This is a genomic window from Psychrobacter sp. ER1, assembly GCF_048631835.1.
In the GTDB taxonomy this organism is placed as follows: domain Bacteria; phylum Pseudomonadota; class Gammaproteobacteria; order Pseudomonadales; family Moraxellaceae; genus Psychrobacter.
Map to the genome: position 1 here is coordinate 1,431,523 of NZ_CP184640.1, position 20,589 is coordinate 1,452,111.

Annotated in this window: 15 protein-coding genes and 1 pseudogene; 9 read left to right on the top strand and 7 right to left on the bottom strand. The window is 43.6% G+C overall.

Annotation, left to right across the window (positions count from 1 at the left end; genetic code table 11):
• Positions 1 to 280 precede the first annotated feature (280 nt).
• Positions 281 to 1,786, top strand: a complete 1,506-nt coding sequence (locus tag ACOBWA_RS06515) for a PepSY-associated TM helix domain-containing protein (RefSeq protein ID WP_420230556.1) — start codon at positions 281 to 283, stop codon at positions 1,784 to 1,786.
• A 201-nt stretch (positions 1,787 to 1,987) separates the two neighbouring features.
• Here ACOBWA_RS06515 and ACOBWA_RS06520 read toward each other — a convergent pair whose 3' ends face one another.
• Complete coding sequence (locus tag ACOBWA_RS06520) at positions 1,988 to 3,733, bottom strand: multidrug ABC transporter permease/ATP-binding protein (RefSeq protein WP_420230557.1); 1,746 nt, start codon at positions 3,731 to 3,733, stop codon at positions 1,988 to 1,990.
• A gap of 96 nt (positions 3,734 to 3,829) precedes the next feature.
• The gene (locus ACOBWA_RS06525) at positions 3,830 to 5,665 is read right to left on the bottom strand and encodes a TonB-dependent receptor (protein WP_420230558.1); all 1,836 of its coding nucleotides are present in this window, start codon (positions 5,663 to 5,665) and stop codon (positions 3,830 to 3,832) included.
• An 868-nt stretch (positions 5,666 to 6,533) separates the two neighbouring features.
• Between ACOBWA_RS06525 and ACOBWA_RS06530 the strand changes: the two genes are divergently transcribed.
• The 5 genes from ACOBWA_RS06530 (at position 6,534) to ACOBWA_RS06550 (ending at position 10,532) form a co-directional block, all read left to right on the top strand.
• A complete protein-coding gene (locus tag ACOBWA_RS06530) occupies positions 6,534 to 7,850 on the top strand; it encodes a flavin-containing monooxygenase (protein ID WP_420230559.1) in 1,317 nt (438 codons plus the stop codon).
• Positions 7,847 to 8,515, top strand: coding sequence for a bile acid:sodium symporter family protein (locus ACOBWA_RS06535; protein ID WP_420230560.1), 669 nt, complete (start codon positions 7,847 to 7,849; stop codon positions 8,513 to 8,515). Before ACOBWA_RS06530 ends, ACOBWA_RS06535 begins: the two co-directional genes overlap by 4 nt.
• Positions 8,500 to 8,733 carry a hypothetical protein gene (locus ACOBWA_RS06540; RefSeq protein WP_420230561.1) on the top strand — a complete coding sequence of 78 codons (234 nt, stop codon included), beginning with the start codon at positions 8,500 to 8,502 and terminating at the stop codon, positions 8,731 to 8,733. The genes ACOBWA_RS06535 and ACOBWA_RS06540 overlap by 16 nt, the downstream gene beginning before the upstream one ends.
• Positions 8,734 to 8,770: 37 nt before the next feature.
• On the top strand, positions 8,771 to 9,601 hold the full coding sequence (locus tag ACOBWA_RS06545; RefSeq protein ID WP_420230562.1) for an NAD-dependent epimerase/dehydratase family protein: 831 nt from the start codon (positions 8,771 to 8,773) through the stop codon (positions 9,599 to 9,601).
• Positions 9,602 to 9,737: 136 nt separating this feature from the next.
• A complete protein-coding gene (locus ACOBWA_RS06550) occupies positions 9,738 to 10,532 on the top strand; it encodes an SDR family oxidoreductase (protein WP_420230563.1) in 795 nt (264 codons plus the stop codon).
• Between the two features lie 264 nt (positions 10,533 to 10,796).
• On the opposite strand, the gene ACOBWA_RS06555 is transcribed toward ACOBWA_RS06550, so the two are convergent.
• On the bottom strand, positions 10,797 to 11,813 hold the full coding sequence (locus tag ACOBWA_RS06555) for a bile acid:sodium symporter family protein (protein ID WP_420230564.1): 1,017 nt from the start codon (positions 11,811 to 11,813) through the stop codon (positions 10,797 to 10,799).
• Positions 11,814 to 11,991: 178 nt separating this feature from the next.
• Here ACOBWA_RS06555 and ACOBWA_RS06560 point away from each other — a divergent pair, with 178 nt between their 5' ends.
• Both ACOBWA_RS06560 and ACOBWA_RS06565 read left to right on the top strand, forming a co-directional pair.
• Positions 11,992 to 13,614, top strand: a complete 1,623-nt coding sequence (locus tag ACOBWA_RS06560) for a phosphatase PAP2 family protein (protein ID WP_420230565.1) — start codon at positions 11,992 to 11,994, stop codon at positions 13,612 to 13,614.
• Between the two features lie 92 nt (positions 13,615 to 13,706).
• Positions 13,707 to 14,354 (top strand): glutathione S-transferase, encoded by a 648-nt coding sequence (locus tag ACOBWA_RS06565; protein WP_420230566.1) that lies wholly within the window; start codon positions 13,707 to 13,709, stop codon positions 14,352 to 14,354.
• Positions 14,355 to 14,370: 16 nt separating this feature from the next.
• Here ACOBWA_RS06565 and ACOBWA_RS06570 read toward each other — a convergent pair whose 3' ends face one another.
• The 4 genes and pseudogenes from ACOBWA_RS06570 to ACOBWA_RS06585 all read right to left on the bottom strand — a co-directional run bounded on the left by ACOBWA_RS06570 (position 14,371) and on the right by ACOBWA_RS06585 (position 19,399).
• Positions 14,371 to 14,688: a hypothetical protein gene (locus tag ACOBWA_RS06570; RefSeq protein WP_420230567.1), complete on the bottom strand. Its 318-nt coding sequence runs from the start codon at positions 14,686 to 14,688 to the stop codon at positions 14,371 to 14,373.
• Between the two features lie 392 nt (positions 14,689 to 15,080).
• A pseudogene (locus ACOBWA_RS06575) lies at positions 15,081 to 16,294 on the bottom strand (IS256 family transposase).
• 158 nt (positions 16,295 to 16,452) lie between these two features.
• Positions 16,453 to 16,845, bottom strand: coding sequence for a Cu(I)-responsive transcriptional regulator (gene cueR / locus ACOBWA_RS06580; protein ID WP_420230568.1), 393 nt, complete (start codon positions 16,843 to 16,845; stop codon positions 16,453 to 16,455).
• A gap of 76 nt (positions 16,846 to 16,921) precedes the next feature.
• Positions 16,922 to 19,399 carry a heavy metal translocating P-type ATPase gene (locus ACOBWA_RS06585; protein ID WP_420230569.1) on the bottom strand — a complete coding sequence of 826 codons (2,478 nt, stop codon included), beginning with the start codon at positions 19,397 to 19,399 and terminating at the stop codon, positions 16,922 to 16,924.
• Positions 19,400 to 19,822: 423 nt separating this feature from the next.
• On the opposite strand from ACOBWA_RS06585, the gene ACOBWA_RS06590 reads away from it, so the two are divergent.
• The gene (locus ACOBWA_RS06590) at positions 19,823 to 20,536 is read left to right on the top strand and encodes a DarT1-associated NADAR antitoxin family protein (protein ID WP_420230570.1); all 714 of its coding nucleotides are present in this window, start codon (positions 19,823 to 19,825) and stop codon (positions 20,534 to 20,536) included.
• The last annotated feature ends 53 nt before the right edge of the window (positions 20,537 to 20,589 follow it).

Sequence of the window (20,589 nt, forward strand, 5' to 3'; positions counted from 1 at the left end):
AAATGAAGCAGTATTACGAATAGAGTCACGCAGATTTACTATTTGGAGCGATGTATTTTAAACGATGGTTTTTGTCAGATTTTTCTCGTATTATGCAGCAGCATTCTGAATACAATTATTTACAGTAGGATTTTTACATCGCTGTATTGCAGTCATCATACGGCGTCATCCTAGTTCTTTGCGAGACTTTTTAAGATTGGCCTTGCAAGCAGATACATCACTATTATCGATAGGTTTACGTTATTTATTGAGCAACCAAAGATTGTTTAAGGTCACATTTATGGACACACCCTCCAACCAATCCACCAATAACCAACGCTATTTCACAGTGTGGCGTTGGCATTTTTATGCAGGCATTTTTGTTGCTCCCTTTTTAATTGTCTTAGCGATAACGGCGCTCGGTATGCTGTTTATGTCCAACACAGTAGGACGTGATAACGACCGCTTAACGGTTATCGTGCCAGAGTCTACGGTTCAAGCACCTGTCTCTACTCAAGCAAAGAACGCGCTGAGCACCTTGCCTGATAGCACGCTGATTAAATATATCGCCCCTCGTGATACCGATACGGTGGCTTTATTTCAGATAAAATCAGACGACCAAAACAATATGGTGGCAGTCAACCCCTATACAGCCGATATCGTCCAAAGTGTGCCTACCAGTAGTGGTCTTTATAGTACGTTCAATGATATTCACAGTGATTTGCTGATTGGCAAAGTCGGTGATTATTTGTTAGAAACGGCGGCATCATTAACCATTTTAATGATTTTGTCTGGTTGGTATCTGTGGTGGCAAAAACGTAAATCAGTCAAAGCGATGTTGATACCTAATGAGAGGGTAACCAATAAGAAAAAGCGCTCTTTTATCCGTACGATTCATGCGACATTGGGTAGTTGGATATCTGTGCTGCTACTGTTTTTCTGTATATCAGGTATGGCATGGGCAGGTGTATGGGGCGAAAGAGTGGTGCAAGCATGGAGCCAGTTTCCTGCGGGTAAGTGGGGCGTTGCACCTGTTCCTGTATCGATTGATCACAGTCAACACGCTGCTATGCAAGAGTCTACACCAGCGCCGCATGTACATGGTGCGGCAGCGTCTGAAGCGCATACTGAAGCACCCACGCATGGCAGTGCTCTAAACTCAAGCGACACCAAAGAAATTCCTTGGGTGCTTGAGCTGACGCCAATGCCTGTGTCAGGCACGACTATGGGTAAAGATGGTATCGCTGCTAATATCCCGATTATGATTGATACAGTGGATCGCTACGCTCGTGAAATCGGTTTTGTAGGGCGTTATCAATTGAACCTACCACAAGGTAGTACAGGCGTCTGGACCATTAGCCAAGATTCAATGAGCTATGATATGAAAAGTCCGATAGCAGATCGTACGGTACATATCGACCGTTATTCGGGTAATGTCTTAGCTGATATTCATTTTGACGATTATAATGCGTTTGGTAAGTTTATGGCGGCTGGTATCGCGCTGCATATGGGCACGCTCGGATGGTGGAGCGTACTGGCTAATGTACTATTTTGCCTAGCAGTAATCACTATTTGTGTCAGTGGCTATATCATGTGGTGGCAGCGTCGCCCTCGTCAGGCGAGTGATAGCGCGGGATTAAACCCACCAGCTCGCGGCTTAAATGTTTCCGTCTGGTGGCCGCTTGCTATTCCTTTATTAATTGTGGCCATCATATTCCCGACTGCTATTATCGCGATTATAGCTATCGCGCTATTAGACTTCTTGGTGATTTCTCGAGTTGGGTTTTTACAGAAATGGTTAAAATAAGCGAACGGTAAGATATCGTTGTTCTCGATATAGTAAAAGAGCGCCTTATAGTAAGGCGCTCCTTTTTTTGCTTAAAAATTGCTGATTTTAAAAGCTGATTATTTCGAAAAATGCTCAGATTAACTGCTACTTAGCTTAAAGTTGATCAAACGTTTTATGGGCTTGAAATAGCTCGGTTCATGTTAGTAGTTAAAGCATTGCTTACTTGAGCATAGCAATGGCATCTTTACTGGCACGCTGTCGTTCTTCGGCATTTAGCTCAATGAGACGGCCTTCTTTCATCAGTAATAATCGATCAGCATGCTCAAAATAACCGTCATCATGACTAATAATAAACAGTGTCTTACCCATGGCTTTTAGCTCAGGGATTAGCGTTTGGTAAAATACGCGGCGAAAGGCAGGGTCTTGGTCGGCCGCCCACTCATCGAGCAGTAATATGTCCTTTTGTTCGGCGACAGCGATTAGCATAGCCAAGCGTTTTCTCTGACCTTGCGACAGCTTATCTGTAGAGAGTTTATGGTCAGACACACTTACTTTTTCTTGTAGATTGAGCTTATACAGCCAGTCAGACACTAGGTCAGCATCAGGCTCATTGCCTTGAATTCCAATCAGTTGCTTAAATAGATGCTGGTCGCTAAAAATTGCAGAAAACAGCTGTCTAAAATCGGCATTGTTCTCTGAATTAACGCTTTGTCCATCGACTTGTACCGTTCCTGTAGTAGGAGTGAAGATACCAGTAATGACTTTGGCAAGGGTAGATTTGCCGCTACCATTCGCACCGATTAAGAAAACCACGTCACCTCGTTGCAAGGTTAAATTGACGGACTTTAAGATATTATTGGAAGGGTTCTGATTGTTATCACTGTTGTCGCTATTTTGAGCATTATCATTAACCGCTGTGTCTAGTGCATGACTACTACTGCCTACATAGCGATAATTGATATTATTTAAAGTTATGGACTGCCAGTCCTGTGCAACAGTATCTGTCGCAAAGCTTGGCTGATGCTCGGCCAATTCTAAAGACTGTATCTTTTCTAGCGCAACTTGAGCGGTCTGCAATGTTGGGTAAGCGCCAACCGCATGTAGGAGCGGCGACTGCATAAACAAAATCGTCAAAGAAAAAGTAGTAGCAACCCCCATTGGTATATCAAGATAATTGGCTACTGCAAACACGATACCAATCGATGCGAACATCATAATATTGGACCAGTTCACCGCTGATAAATGAAAAGTATCAGATTTGGTTACGGTCTTCTCGTACGATTTAGCATGAGCCAAAAAATCATCTGTATACAGTTTTTCTGCTCGGTGCTGATTAAGTGCCAGCTCTTTACGACCTTCTATTATCGATTGATAATCCTGATATAACGCATCATTAATCTCTCTCAATTCGGTCAAATGGGTATAGACGTGCTTGACCAATATAGTACTTATCCAAATCGTCATCACAATCCAAAACATGACAATAAACAATAATGGCAACGACAACCAGCCCAGATATAGCCCAACGCCAACAGACAAAATAATGCCTTGTACCAGCTCTGGCATACGGACAAAAGCGACAGTAATCGATTGAATGTCTGAAGATAAGCTGGCAAGTAAGCGTGCACTACCCAAATGATCTATCTGAGGAACGGTAGTATCGATGATTTGTTTGACCAGTTTTGTTCTAAGCTCATAGACGAATCGATGTCCCAATCGCGTTAAGGCATATTGCGACAAAAATGTCGTCACTAGCAGTAACAGTACCAGCAGGGAAAACTGCGCCAAGCTGAGCCAAGATAAAGTATCGAATACTGGCTGACTGATAAAGGTGTGGTTGATATAGGCAATTATACCGACGCTGACAGCGGCATTGACCAGATTTAGCAAAATGACTTTGAGAAAAGGCAGACGATAATTCGCCCAAATCATATGATATAAAGACGCTGTGGTATGAGAAGACATAGTAACTCAGTAATAAAATAAATTTTTGATAGCAGAAAAGGGAGTAGGTCGCGCCTAATCCCTTTTATAAAACCTAAGAAAGCCTACTAATAAAGCTTAAAAATCGAACGTTGCCGATACTTTTAAGGCCGTTGGTTCACCTGCATTTAGATAGCCTGCATCTGAATAACCGCCTACTGACTGCCAGTAGTCTTCACCTGTGACATTGGTTACCATGCCTTTTAGAGTAACGTCTTGTCCTGCCAACATAGTGCGATAGCGTGCACCAAGGTCTAAGGTAGTATAACCATCAACCTTTAAGGTATTGGCATTATCCGAATAACGAGAGCCTGTGTGGATAATATCACCCGTCAATGTCAGTCCTTCAACGGCGGCTAAATCATACTCTAGGTTGACATTGCTCTGTAAGGTAGGCACACCAATCACTCGATTGCCATCTAATGCACTATCACCAGTGTCTTTTTGCTTAGCACTTAAGTAAGTAACACCAGCATTGAGGCGCATGTTTTCACTTGGGCTACCAAAGACAGTCAACTCCACACCTTGATGGCGGTTTTCTCCAGCCGCAGTAAACGTATTTGAGTTGTTGATATAAGCACGTGGTTCATCAGTTCGGAAGAGAGCGAGACTACTGCCAATCATACCATTGTCGTATTTCACACCCAGTTCAGTTTGCTCACTCACGTACGGATCTAGATTTTGACCACCATTAGTGACAGCCTCATTATCGTTAGTTAGAGGCGCTCTTTTTCCTGGTGCTAGACTTTCGATATAATTACCATATACAGACCAGTCCATCGTTGGCTGATAAATGATACCGACGCTTGGTGTCCATGCGCTTTCATCATAGCTAGCTGTTTTGGCTTGGGTATTATAGTCATAGCTGGTTGTTTTGATATTTTGATGACGTACGCCTACCGTAGTTTTTAGCTTATCGTTGAACAGTGATATGGTGTCTGCTAGCGCAAAGCTTTGAAACTGCTTTTTGTTGGTTAATTTTGGGTCGTCTAAATTTCCACCGAAGATTGCTGTGCTTGTAAAAGGGACTTCCGTGTAGTCGGTAGGGCGATAAAAATTGGTCGCTAGCTGATTGCCAAAATCATATGCGAATGCACCTTTTTCTTCTTGGTCATAGAGATCAGCTGCTAACACCCAATTATGAGCCACTTCACCCGTTTGCCATTTACCACGCAGACCGAGCTCGGCACTTTGTACTAAATCTTTTCTGGAATTATCAAAGCGATAAATCGTGCCCGCACCATCAACGTTGTTGACAGTTAAAGTGGCTAGTGAGTTTTCTTCCTCGCCACTTCGCACACCGTAAGCACCATAAGCGGTAATGTTATCAGTAAAATCATATTCTCCTCGAATGGTACCAAAGACATCCTCTTCATCGGAGTAGGTCCAAGGTTGCGCCCAATTTTTTGAGCCGTCTGGAGCATTTGGTACACTAGACACCCCACCAAGATTGACACTAGGACGAGTCTCTGACAGCTTATTGTCTTGCCAGCCCAAATCGGCCGATAGGCGATACTGATCCCCTCTATAGTCTAAACCAAGGGCAGCCAAACCCAAAGTCGATGACTCATCGTCGATAGCGCTGTCACCATCTTGATAAGCAGCATTAAAACGAACGCCAATCGCATCATCGCTACCAAAGCGATCACTGACATCTACTGCGACTTTGCCTTGGTCACCTTGACCATAACCAAGCGTCACTTCACGTAATGGCTCATTACCAGCACGTTTCGGTAGCAAATTGATTGTACCACCAGCATTGCCGCCACTAGGTGCGGCACCATTTAGCATGGCAGAAGCGCCGCGTTGGACTTCAACACGCTCAAATAATTCAGTTGCAATATACTGTCTTGGTAAGATGCCGTATAGACCGTTGTACATGGTGTCATCTGATGTGGTGATAAACCCACGCATAAAATACGCTTCTTGAAAATTACCGAAACCTCTAGCCACACGTACAGTAGGATCTTTTTGAGTAGATCGCCCACACTATGTGCTTGTTGATTGGTGATATATTCATTGGTATATGAGGTTGTAGAGAACGGCGTGTCCATGATGTCTTGATTGCCTAAGAGTCCGACTCGGCTGCCTGTCGCCACCTGTCCACCTTCATATGCGCTAGGTAACCCATCTGCTGACGCATCAGCACTGCTGGTGACTACGATAGTATCAAGTACCACATTAGGAGTGGTTTGAGCATCTACATCATCTACTAGCGCCCATGCCGAGTGACTTGTGGTTAGTATGATGACTGAACATAGTGTTTTTAGAGGTAGCGATTTCGTTGATGGCAAACTTGAGGGTATGGACGCCAATCGTAGAGAAGCGCCAGACACATTCAGAGAATTAAGACGAAACAAAGCAGCAGATAAGCGAGACAGTTGCATGAATATTTCCAGCATGTAATTTAAATCGTTATTATAATGATAATCATTTCTATTACAATGAATTACTGAGTCAATTTTAAATATACTAGGTTTGGTAAAGTACGGCTGTTGCTTGATAAGGTGCTAATAGCATCCTCTATAAATAGGGCAGTGCTTTTATATCTGGTGAAGAGTAGGTTTTTTAGGATAAGTAAAAAAGAAGTATAAAGCAGAGGATGGGTTTACCTATTATAAGTAGTCTATATGGACAATTTATTCATTTGAGCCAGTTCATGTATCAATGTATGCTATTGTTTTATTACGGGCATGGAGTACGCTGGTATCGCCCACCAGAGGTGCAGTCAAACGGAATTGACTGATTTATATAATTAAAACGGATTTTTAAGGTGGCGCTTATGTACGCAGTAATTGGAGCAGGTCCAATGGGGCTCGCTGCAGCCCGAAATTTGCAAAAACTCAATATTTCTTTTATCGGCTTTGAGCTACATACAAATGTAGGGGGCCTATGGGATATCGATAATCCGCATAGCACTATGTATGAAAGTGCCCACTTGATTTCGTCCAAGCGTATGACGGAGTTCAAAGAGTTTCCCATGAGTGACTCAGTCGCGGCATATCCTCATCATACCCAGCTCCGTCAGTACTTTCGCGATTTTTCAGATACGTTCAACCTAAAATCATCTTACGAATTCTCCACGCGCGTGATCAGCATGGTGCCTGAAGGGGATGGTTGGCGCTTAGTTAGCGAGTGCAATGGTCAAAAGCAGTCGCGACTGTTTGATGGTGTGCTCATCGCAAATGGCACTTTGCATACTCCCAATATGCCAAGCTTGCCAGGCGAATTTTCAGGCACGTTGATGCATTCTTCTGAATATCGTAGCCCGTCAGCGTTTAATGACAAACGTGTGTTGATCGTCGGCTGCGGTAACTCGGGCGCTGATATTGCAGTTGATGCGGTCCATCATGCCAAATCGGTGGATATCAGTCTGCACCGCGGCTATTACTTTCTGCCCAAATTTATCAAGGGTCAGCCGATTGACACATTAGGCGGAAAACTAAAGTTACCGCGTCCAGTTAAGCAGCGCATGGATGCGGCGATGATTCGTATGGTCATCGGAAAACCTTCTGATTATGGACTGCCAAACCCAAACTATCGCATGTACGAATCACACCCTGTGGTCAATTCATTGGTATTACATCATTTGGGTCATGGTGATATTAAAGCGCGCCGTGATATTCGCCGCATCGATGGGCATACGGTGAGCTTTAATGATGGTGAAAGTCAGGATTATGATTTGATTCTTATGGCGACGGGATACTTGCTTGATTATCCATTTATTGAGCGCGCGCAGCTCAATTGGCCTGCCAATCATGACGCGCCGCAGCTTTATATGAATGTCTTTCATCCTGAGCATGATAATTTATTTATGATGGGCATGGTTGAGGCAGCAGGATTAGGTTGGGAGGGTCGAAATCAACAAGCTAGGCTCGTTGCACTATATATTCAGCAGCGTCAGCAAAATACAGCAGCTGTCAAACAGTTCAATAAAGTGAAACGTAAGTGTGCAGGCAAAACGCTTGATGGTGGCTATGATTATATTAAGCTTGCGCGTATGGCATATTATGTGAACAAAGATGAATACTTAGAGACACTGTCCAAGCATATCGCTGAGCTCGAAACAGAACAGCCTGTATTGGCATCAGAGGTATGATAGCGGCAGTGGCGTTTGAGCCACGGAGCTTGATTCTACTCAATCTCATCTTGGCGCTGATGATGTTTGGCGTGTCATTGAGTTTACGTCTCGAAGATTTTGAGCGTGTCGTTTTGTCTCCCATTGCGCCGATAGCGGGTCTGTTTGCTCAATTCTTTCTATTGCCCCTAGCCACGTGTCTGTTTACGTGGGCGTTGAATATCGATCCCGAGTTGGCGCTAGGAATGATTTTGGTCGCGTCTTGCCCAGGTGGTAGTTTTTCCAACATTATGACTTGGCTGGCACGCGGTAATGTCGCGGTGTCAGTCAGTATGACTGCAGTATCAAGTCTCGCTGCGGCTATATTAACACCAGTCAATTTTGCCTTTTATGGTTGGCTTAACCCATACACACGTGAGTATCTGACAAAGATAACGATTGAGCCTAGCAGTATTCTGATACTGGTTCTATTAGTGTTAGCGTTACCTTTAGTGCTAGGGATGGTAACGGGGCGAAGCTTGCCTGATCTGGTCGTACGTATCCAAAAACCGCTACGTATTTTCTCCTTGCTCGTGCTGATGGCTTTTGTGGCGATCGCTTTTTCTAGCAATTTCGCGCTATTTTTAGAGCGTTTTCATAGCTTTTTTGGCTGGTCGTTGGCCATAATTTATTGGCGCTTTCGTTAGGTTATGGCATGGGGCTGATGCTCAAGTTGCCAGTCGCGGATCGGCGCGCGGTGACTTTGGAAGTAGGAATACAAAACTCAGGGCTAGGACTGGTTATTTTATTTACTTTTTTCCCAGAAGCAGGCGGCATGATGCTGATTACGGCATTCTGGGGCGTATGGCATTTGGTGTCAGGACTGACACTTTCACAAATTTGGGCACGGATACCCTATGAATAAAAGCGCAATTAATAAACGCATAGTGAACAAAAGCATAATGAATAAACGCATATTAATCACTGGTGCAGCAGGTTACATCGGCCATCAGTTGGGCAATCGTCTGGCTGATCATTATCATGTAGTCGGCACAGATATTCGCAAGCGCGATGATCTAGACTTTCCAATTCACGTATTAGATGTGCGTGATGAGGGTTTGGCAACGCTACTAAAAGAAGAGGGCATCACCCATGTCGTGCATCTCGCTTCTATCTTGCAAGCGTCAAAAGATCGTGCTCGTGACTATGATATCGATGTCAATGGTACGCGCAACGTACTTGATTGCTGCATCAAAGCAGGTGTCGCACATATAACGCTCACCAGCTCGGGTGCTGCCTACGGCTATCACGCTGACAATCCTGAATGGATTGATGAGCAAGATGCCCTACGTGGTAACCCTGAGTTTGCTTACTCGGATCACAAAAGGCAGGTCGAGGAAATGCTTGCAGATTTTCGCGAGCAGCATCCACAACTACAGCAGCTAATCTTTCGACCTGGCACCATACTAGGCGCTGATACGCACAATCAAATTACCAGTCTGTTTATGGCGCCGCGTGTACTTGCGCTCAAAGGCAGTGAGTCGCCCTTTGTGTTTATTTGGGATCAAGACGTGATCGGCGCGATGGAAATAGGTATTTGCGAGGATAAAACTGGCATCTACAACATGGCAGGCGATGGCGCACTGACGATGAAGGACATCGCAAGCCGACTTAATAAACCGCTATTGACCCTGCCAGTGGGTTTGGTTAAAGCTGGCTTACAAGTGGCAAAGTGGGCCGGTAAGCCAACTGGACCAGAGCAGGTTAATTTTTGCGTTATCGACCAGTACTGAGTAATAGGCGGCTCAAAGAAGAATTTGGTTACTCTTTGGCAAAAACGTCTGCCGAAAGCTTTGAGTACTTCATCGAATGCAATGGATTGCGTAAACCTTGATAGGGAGAAAGTCATTAATGCCATCAATGCCATCAATGTCATCAACAAATGTTACTTTAATCACTGGCGCTGCATCAGGACTTGGTTGGGCGATGGCACGGCACTGGTATGACGCTGGGCATCACTTAGTACTCGCTGATATAGATGAGCAAGCGCTGATCGCCCGCGCTCGTGAGTTAGAGGACTCTGCTAGAGTCATGACAGTCGTCACTGATATCACTCAAATTGATGATATTGCTGCCCTTATTGAGCAAGTTAGCGAGCGCTTTGGCCGTATTGATTTATTGGTGAATAATGCTGGGATTACCCATCGATCACCAGCACATCAGACTGATCCTGCGGTGTTCCGCAAAGTTATGGCGGTAGATTGGCAAGGAGCAGTGGAGCTGACCATGGCTGCGTTACCGATGCTAAGAGAATCTAAAGGTCAAATTATCTATATCGGCTCAATGGCTGGCTGGATGCCCGTTCCTGGACGGGCTGCATACTGTGCGGCAAAAGGGGCGCTGACACAGTTCTTTGAAGTATTGCGCTTGGAGCTAGAGTCTGAGGGTATACATATCCTTATGGTCTATCCTAGCTTTCTTGATACACCTATCGAGAACCACGCGCTCGGCCGTGATGGCAGTATCGCAAAGCATCCACGCTCAATGATCGGTAATATGCGTAGTGCTGAGTGGATGGCCGAACGGATCGATCAAGGTTTGCAGCGGCGCAAACGTTGGATATTGCCGGACCCTCTCTCGCGCTTTGGCAGTTTACTGTGGCGTATTGCGCCAGCTTTATACTTGCGTCAGGTGCGTAAACGTTTTGGAAATGAGTTACGATAGACTGCGTTAGGTGAGAACCTAGAAGAGAGGCTAGCAGTTCATGCAAATTGTCGATAGTGCTATGCTAAAAATACTATGCTGGAGAGCGCTATATTAAAAAACACTATGTTAAAAGTCTCTATGTTAAGAGGTGCTTTATTAGAAAATACTATGCTAGAAACAATAATCTAGCATAGTATTTTAACTCATAGCGTTTTAGCTTTACTAACTAGTTCAATATCACCTAATTCAGTATTACCTTACTGAGCATTACCTTTCTCGGTACTAATGATTTCTAATTGGTTTACCAAGCTCTACGGTCTCTTCAGTCTCAATGACGGTAGGATTTTTCGCTTCCTGACGCTTATCCCACCAAGCGAAGATATTGGCCAATATAGAGCCAGAAACAGAGTGCCAAATGCAAGCAACGGCGGCAGCGATGGCGGACTCTGCATTGCCAGGGAAAAACTTAGTGCTTAAGCCCGTGGCCAACCCTGCATTTTGTACGCCAACCTCGATAGATATGGTGCGCTTTTTGGGTTTGCTCATACCAAATAAGGCACCTGAGTAGTAACCCAATATATAGCCGACGATATTGTGTACCGCAATGGCTAAAATAACAACTAGCCCTGACTGCAAGAACTGATCGCCAAATACAGCGGCAACACCACCGACGATAGCGGCAAAGGCTAATACAGCTACGCCTGGCATCACCGCACGTACATCATTAAACCAGTGCTTGTTTTGAAATAGTATGTTTAACATAGAGCCGATAGCGACTGGCAACAATGTCACTAATAGCATAAAGCGGAACATACCCCAGCCATCCATCTCTACAGATTGACCAACCAAATAATTGAGCCAAAGCGGCGTCACTAACGGTGCAATGATGGTCGATACGGTGGTCATACCTACCGAAAATGCCACATCACCTTTTGCAAGGTAGCTCATAATATTTGAAGACACACCACCAGGACAAGTACCAACCAATACTAGACCCAGTGTTAACCCAGGCGATAAATCAAACAATCTGGCCACGCTAATCGCTAAAATCGGCATAATGGTATATTGGATAATTGAACCGATAAAAATATCAAGCGGGCGCTGGGCCAACACCTTATAGTCTTCTTTACCTAGTGTCATACCCATTGCGAGCATAATGACACCCAGAACGATGACTTGGGCATCACCTGTCACCCAAGAAAAAGTCGCAGGCTCTATAAATGTCACTGCGGCCGCTAAAATAATAACCAATGCCGTAAATCGACTCAACTGCTGACTTATCACCCTCAAAAACTGCATTTCTCAAATCCTTCTAAGTCTGGAAAATAGTCAAGTATAAGTTCAAAACCACTGTATTTCCAATGGGTTTAGGCAGTTTTTAGCAAACAATAAGTTGCTATTATGACAACTTTAACTATGATTATATTGCCAAAGTTTTTTGAAATGTTTATTCAATAGTCAAATGAGGTACTAGGTGTTGCAAACTCCATCAAATTTAAATCGATTCAAGCACCTAGGTCTTGCGTTATCGATATTTTATTTGCTCTATAATTTGACGACTGTTTATAGCGTCTCTTTACATACACTCTACCCATCGCAAATTCATAATCTTACCACGCCATTTGACAGTATGATTCCTTTCATTCCCGCTATGATTGTTCCTTATAGCTGGTCGTTGATTTTATTTGTGGCTAGTTTTTTCTTAGTGCGGACGTCTACACAATTATCTTTATTGAGCTATCGCTTGATTCTGACGACCATCTTTGCCTGTTTAATTTTCTATCTCTATCCCGCTCGTTTCTCATTCAATCGATCGATACCTGATGATTGGACGCAGTTTGGTTATCAGTTTTTGCAGTTGGTGGACAAGCCATTTAATCAGTTGCCATCATTGCATGTCAGCTATGCCATCTTGCTTGGCGTATCCTTATGGGATGTTGTAGCGTCTAAAAAGAGATGGATTTCAGCGGCTTATCGATTGTTGCTGACTGGCATATGTACATTGATTGCCCTGTCGACAGTGTTGACGTATCAACATCATTTGCTAGATATGTTCGGCGGGGTAGTATTGGCAGTGTTGGTGCTGATACTCTCAAATCGAATCCGTAATGCACTGGTAATCAAGTATTTGGCAGTGGGTAGTATCGGGTTTTTGTTGATAGCGATTGCAGGGTTTTGCTTTGCTAATATGAGTATGATAGCGTTTGAGTCTATAGAAACCTTAGCTATCATCATTGCTTCATATTGGTTAATCAGCTTTACGATGTTGGCTGGTGTCTATCAACAGGTCAAGCCAATACGAGATATACGCTGGTTTCAAAAGTCGAATAGTGGAAGATTCACCATATATACTTGGATGAAGTTTGGGCCAATCATTATCATTTATAATGGTATGTCGTTTTTGGGACAGTGGTATTTTAAAGTTTTTTCAAAAGGTCAAAGACATCTGCTCACACCATATGCTATTAATGATAGGGTCAAAGTTGTGGCTTCCCCTCGATTGAGGCAGGCTGATTTGCATAGCCACTTAACGTATTGGTTGTTTGGCTCCAGCTCATTAGAATGGTCAAGTCCGTTAGAAAGTAAGCGGCCTGCAGTTCGCTATCAGATAATCGTTGTTGATTTGGCCGCTGAGATATCTAGCCACGCTCATAATCTTAGAATAGCTGCTAATAGCAGCGTGAGTACGACAGTTCATTACTTGTATTTGCCTTTGTTAGATTTGCAGCCATTAAATGATGTATTGCTCCAAGACTATATTGATTTATTTAAACAAATTGACGCTTTAATACGATCAGCAGAGACACAAGCGATAACCGCTAATAATGAGAGTTGGGTAGAGGGTAATCAGGTAGAAGATAATCAGGTAAAAGATAGCCTCATCACACTTATCAATTTCCATTGCGTAATGGGTCTGTCACGTAGCATCGGTGTACAGGTTTTATATTTATTATATTGTGGTACGCTAACCACCTATAACTATCAGTCGTGGATTGAGCAGCATTATCCGAACGCGCACCTAAAAGATGCTTATTTGCCAAAGTCATTAGTAGAAACTATGGCCAATTATAAGTTTGTCACCTATTCAATAGCGCCTTAATAACTATCGATGTCAGTAGGTTTGCGTCTGCTAATTTTTCTTTATTTGCTTTGTACCTCTTGCTTAATTCCTATTCAACTATGGAGGAATCTATGAACACCTCGTTGCCTCGCTTGTACTCTTTTCGTCGCTGTCCTTATGCTATGCGCGCTCGTCTCGGTCTAATATTCGCCGAGCTGTCCGTAGAGCTGCGAGAAATCACGTTAAAAAATAAGCCAGATCAGATGCTAGCGATTAGTCCAAAAGGCACGGTGCCAGTTTTACAGTTAGCGGATGGGACCGTCATTGAAGAGAGTGCAGAAATCATGATGTGGGCGCTTGAGCAAAACGATCCTCAGGGACTGCTCAATGAAAAGATTTCATCTGAAGCTAATGCACTGATAGCAAAAAACGACAATGAGTTTAAGCAGTGGCTCGATCGCTACAAGTATGCTGATCGTCACCCTGAAATGACTCAGACAGAGTACCGGCAACAGGGTGAGATTTTTCTGCAGGATTTAGAAGCGCTATTGACTAAGAATACGTATCTACTAGGTAATAACGTGACGGTTGCTGATATTGGTATCATGCCGTTTGTTCGCCAGTTTGCCCATGTAGATCGTGATGTCTTTTATGAATTGCCTTATCCCAAGCTACAGCTGTGGCTACAACATTGGTTGGAACACCCGTTATTTGTACAAGCCATGACTAAGTTTCAGCCATGGCAGGAGGGAGATGCGGCAGTGGTTTTCCCTATTTAATAGCTGTAGGCGTTACTTAGCTATTTTTTCTGTTCTGTTCAACCTTGCTATCTTTGTATTTTGTTTTACTACCGTGCTGAGCTTTTTGCTTAGCCTTTAATGCTGCTTTCTGCTGAGCTGCTTTTTGTTTAGCCTTTAGTGCTGCTTGTTGTTTTGCTTTGAGTTCGGCGTTATGTTTTGCTTTTTGCTTAGCTTCTATCGTATTTTTTTGTTTTTGCGTTAAATGATGTGTGTCTGGTTGAGGAGCAGCATTCGCTGAACCAATCGCAGCAAAACAAGTAGATAAAGCAATTAGTGAGCTGATGGCGATATTTTTCAAGTTGATGTTTTTCATAATAGGGTCCTTTTAAGCTCATTATAATTATGAGTATTTATTAAGTGATTAAAAATATATAAATAGAACGTCGCTCTATTGCATAAGTAGATAATAGCGGGTTGCAGTGTTACGTACTTTTATGAAAGTTAAAGAAAGGTGACTTTTTCTAGCAGATACTGAACCATTAATACAATCTTAGGAGCTTTTTGCTAAGGGACGGCAGGCTAGCAACACTCTAGAGATAATACTTACTCAACTTCATCTGAAGTCATAGCTATAAAATGAGAGGAATAGGAGTTTTTGCGTGGACTCGAAAGGGTCTAAACGACTAAAAGTGATGAGACATAAAAGGGGCGACTTAAGATAAGTCGCCCCTTTTGAGCCCATCCCAGATTCTGTGTAACTGCCCTTTAGATTAAATGCTTGCTGATACGATCATCAAACATAATCATAAAACGATTCAGAGCAGACGTCCAGTTACGGATCGGCATCGACCACTTTTTGGATGCTTGTTGGGTGGCTAAGTACACCACCTTGAATGCTGCCTGATCAGATGGGAATACCTTGCGCTTATTCACCGCTGTCCGAATCACACTGTTCAGTGATTCTATCGCATTGGTGGTATAGATGGCTTTTCTGATGTCTTTAGGGTAGCCAAAGAACACCGTTAAGCCCTCCCAGTTATTGCGCCAAGACTTGATGACATGCGGATACTCCTTGCCCCAAGTCTCATCAAAGTGCTCAAGATTAGCCTCTGCTATCTCAAGCGTATCAGCGCCGTAGATGGCCTTTAAATCAGCCGCTACGGCCTTTTTGTCCGTCCATGGTACAAACTTCATTGAATAGCGCACCATGTGTACGATACACAGTTGAACCTGTGCCTTTGGATAGACGGTGTTAATGGCATCAGGGAAGCCCTTTAGACCGTCAACACAAGCGATTAAGATGTCTTGTACGCCACGGTTTTGAAGCTCGGTAAGAACACCTAGCCAGAACTTAGCGCCTTCATTCTCTGAGAGCCACATACCAAGCAGCTCTTTTTACCGCTAAGATTGATGCCTAGGGCTAAGTAAATGGCTTTGTTGATGATCTGCTTGTCTTGACGTATCTTCACGACGATGCAGTCCAAATAGACGATAGGATAAACACTGCTTAACGGCCGGTTCTGCCAAGCGGTGATGTCCTCTAATATGTTATCGGTGACTCTAGAAACCAAGCTGCTTGAGATGTCGACGTCATAGAGCTCTTTAATGCTCTCTACAATCTCGGTGGTGGTTTGACCCTTGGCGTAAAGGAATATGATCTTGTCATCGAGACCTGAGATACGGGTTTGATGCTTACTAACGAGTACAGGCTCAAAGCTGCTATCACGGTCTCTTGGGGTAGAGATTTCAAGATCGCCTGTATCACTGCGGACGGTCTTTTTAGTGTGTCCGTTGCGCTTGTTTGGTTTATCTGCTTTCTCATGCTTGGGGTAGCCGAGATGGTCTTCCATCTCAGCCTCTAAGGCAGTATCGATAAAGGATTGCATGAGCTGCTTTTGGAAGTCTTTGATGTTATCAAAGCTTTTCATGCTACCAGCCATTTGCTCGGCCAGTTTTTTAATGTCAGATTGAGTAGTCATTGCTTATTCTCCTGTTAATGGATTATAAGCAGTTACACAGTTTTTAGGAAAGGCTCAACACTTCAGCTGTATGAATATTTACTTCTATTCAGGTTATGCGAAACAGCATAACCTGACGTTTTAACGCCTTCTAAATTAGGAGATGCTCGTTAAGAATTCTATTTGGCTTGCCCAAGATCCTCTAAAATAGCGCAATCTGAATTATCATCGCCTGCACAATGATCAAAAGAATTCTGTAGTGAGTCGACCATCTCCTGCAATTGCGCAATTTTTTGATTCAGTGTCTCGATGTGTTCTTGTGTCAGTTGCTTAACATCTGCACTCTGACGGTTGGCATTTTTGCGCAAATACAGTAACTCTTTCATCTGCTTAGATGAGAATCCTAAGTCACGAGAATGTCTTAAAAAGCATAAGTCGTCTATATCGTCTTTAGAATACAAGCGATAACCTGAATTTGAGCGATTTACGGTTTCTAGCAAGCCAATCTGCTCATAGTAACGAATCATTTTGGTAGAGATACCTGATTGCTTTGATGCTTGACCAATATTCATATTTTTCCTCCTAACCTAGAAAGGGCTTAAGCATTAATGTTTAAACCCTATATGGATATCCTTTACGATTCTATATTCACTCTGTAATGACAGTTGCTTTGAAATACTTTAGGCGTAACGCATTACCCAATACGAAAACAGAAGACAGTGCCATTGCGCCTGCCGCAAAAATGGGTGAGAGCAGGATACCAAAGGCGGGATACAAGACACCTGCAGCAATCGGAATCAAAGCAACATTATAAATAAATGCCCAAGCCAGATTTTGTCTTATATTACTGATAGTTGCTTTACTCAAGGCAATTGCAGTAGGTACGCCTTGCAGACTTCCTGACATTAGCACCACTTCAGCCGCCTCAATCGCCACGTCTGTGCCTGTACCAATGGCCAAGCCAACATCGGATTGAGCCAATGCAGGGGCATCATTGATACCGTCACCAACAAATGCCACTCGGCCATATTGCTCTTGCAACTGGCGTACTGCATCCACTTTGCCTTCGGGTAATACTTCTGCTACTACCTGATCAATATTTAATGTTGCGGCAATCGCTTGGGCTGTATGGCGATTATCGCCTGTAATCATGGCTACTTTTAAGCCCAACTGATGTAGTGCGGCGATGGCGGCATGAGTCGTCTCTTTGATAGGATCTGCAACGGCAATGATAGCGGCCAACTGCTGGTCAATAGAGACATAGAGTGGGGTTTTACCTTCTTGCCCCAAACATAGCGCATCTTGTGCAAAAGGCGCGACATCAAGCCCTAATTGTTGCATATAACGATCCGCGCCAATATGAATCACTTGGCCTGCCACGTTTGCTTGAATACCCAAACCTGTCATCGCCTCAAAGTCAGTGATAGGTAGCAGTTGAATATTCTGTTGTTCTGCGGCTTGTACAATGGCTAAGGCAATGGGATGCTCAGACTTTGCTTCAACCGATGCCATCACACGTAAGACCTGTTCTTTCTCAAACCCTTGTTGGACTTGGAAATCCGTTAGGGTAGGTTTGCCTTCAGTCAATGTGCCTGTTTTATCAACGGCAACCACGCTCACATCCTGAAGCATTTGTAGCGCTTCACCTTTACGGAATAGCACACCCAATTCTGCACCACGACCCGTACCGACCATAATAGAGGTGGGAGTGGCCAATCCCATTGCACAAGGGCAGGCTACAATGAGCACGGCAACCGCATTGATTAAACCAAAGGTTAAAGCAGGGTCAGGGCCAAAAATCAACCAAACTATAAAGGTTAATGCTGATAAAAACATCACCGCTGGTACAAACCACATGGTGACTTTATCCACCAATGCTTGAATCGGTAATTTAGAGCCTTGGGCTTGTTCTACCATACGAATGATTTGCGCTAATACAGAATCTTCACCAATGGCCGTTGCTCGAATATTCACGGTACCGTTTTGATTGATAGTACCGCCGACCACTTGATCGCCGGCTTGTTTTTTCACAGGAACAGGTTCACCAGTAATCATAGATTCGTCAATATAACTATGGCCGTCAACGACTTCGCCATCGATAGGTACACGCTCGCCTGGACGAATCTCAACGATCATTTGTGCAGTGACGTCTTCTACAGGGACTTCACTGACTTTGCCATCTTGCTGTATACGGGCCGTCTTTGCCTGCATGCCTACTAAATGCTGAATGGCCCCAGAAGTACGACCTTTGGCTTTTGCTTCAAAATAACGACCTAATAATATCAAGCTCACAATCATGGCAGCGGCTTCGTAATAGACATGCACCGTGCCTTCAGGTAACGCTTGCGGGATAAAGGTCGCTATGAGGGAAAAGCCATACGCTGCGATAGTACCAATCGCCACTAGCGAATTCATATCTGGCGCAAAACGCAATAAGGCTGGCACGCCTTTTTGATAAAAGCGTCGGCCTGGAAAGAGTAGTACCAATGTGGTCAAAACAAACTGTATTAGCCAACTTTGCTGGGTGCCGAGGTTATTCACCACCCACATATGAAAGGCGGGAATCATATGCGAGCCCATTGCTAGAATGAATACGGGCAGTGACAACAGCGCAGAAAGCCCTAAATCTCGTTTAAGCTGATTTTGCTCTGAGGCTTTTTTATCTTGTCGATCACTTTGATCTTGTTCTACCAGTTTGGCCTCGTAGCCCGCTTTTTTAACGGCCTCAATTAAGTCGCTCGTTTGTATTTGAGCATCGCCTTTAATCCAAGCGCGTTCAGTCGCAAGGTTTACAGTAGCTTGTTGCACGCCAGCGACTTTTGCCAAGGATTTTTCTACTCGTCCAACGCAAGAGGCACAGCTCATGCCTTCTATAGATAGCTCGATAGGCTTGGTTTCAGTCACCTTATAACCTGCGCGCTCTACCGCTTTGTTTAACTGGGCTACATCTAAAGGCTGAGATGAGTAAACAGTCGCCTGTTCAGTGGCAAGGTTTACCTCGGCATTTTCAACATGCTCAATATTTTTTAATTGTTTTTCGATACGCCCAACACAAGACGCGCAACTCATGCCTTCAATGCTCAGTACTTCATGATAAGTAGGGGCTTTAGTATTTTTTGTTTTCATAACAACCTCTGTCGTTTTTAATTCTGTTTTTAATCTTATTTTCAAATCTACAGTGACAGCATATAGGTTGACATCATGGTAAGGTCAAGCGTATTTCTTTGAATATTTTTAAACCCGTTTATAGTAGCGTCTTATATTCGTTGTTAAGCTTAAAATAGCTCGATTATGGTTTATTGTTGAAGGTGTGGCGGCATTAATTCTAAAATAGGGCAGGATAAATGACTAATAATAAGATAAACTGCCCAGCGAGCGCTGATAGGGTTCGATAGCTCTCGATCAATTCACTGTATTTGGCTGCTAGCGAATAAAACACCAATAATAAACACGGCTAGCAATGACAGAGTACGCTGTCAACAGCAGGTGATATCAGCACCGTTAACATAAAACATTTATACAAGACCATTGATATTAAGGCACATCACTATGGAAGAAGTACCAAATACGATAGAGCAAAGACCCGTATTCATGCCCAAAGTCAACAGTGACAATTTGGTAAAAACGGATATGGTTATGTTTGAGCGACATGTGGGATTTGCGAGCAGACAAAAGAAAAAATCCATCAATGACCTACAACAAGTCATTCGTAAAAAGTATGGATTTAAGCACGTACTCGAGCTGTCTAGTAAATCTGGTAATAAGCTAAGTTTTCCGCTAAGCCCTTTCAGCTTACAGATTACGGATGAGCATGATGGCAATCCATATAGTGTCGAAAATGCTTTTCAAGCCAGTATGGTTTTTGAAGATGGTGGTCCTTATACAGATTTGCTAACAGTAGCGCCAAGACAAGCCAGAAAAGATGAGCGATTGATGACCTCGGGCGAGCTCATTGGTTACAACTACTTTGGTATGGAATGGGGCGTAGAGCCGTTAACGACATTTTATGATTGGCTGTACGTGAATGCGCTCAAGCAAAACCCTCAGCTGCATGAGGAAGTGATTCAATATCAAGGGTTTACTGATATTACCTTTAATCCTAAAAAATCTATCCATAGTGCAGCGTATGCGTTGGCGCTGTTTGTGGCACTGCATAAAAGAGAGTTGCTCGATAATGTTGAAGACCCAATGGCATTCTATGACTTATGCAATAATTTTAAAATCAGCAATACTGAGCACCTATTAGAAGAAGGTTGGATCTGATTATTAAATCAGTGCTTGCTTAAGTTTGCTTGAACCGAAAGCCACGATACATA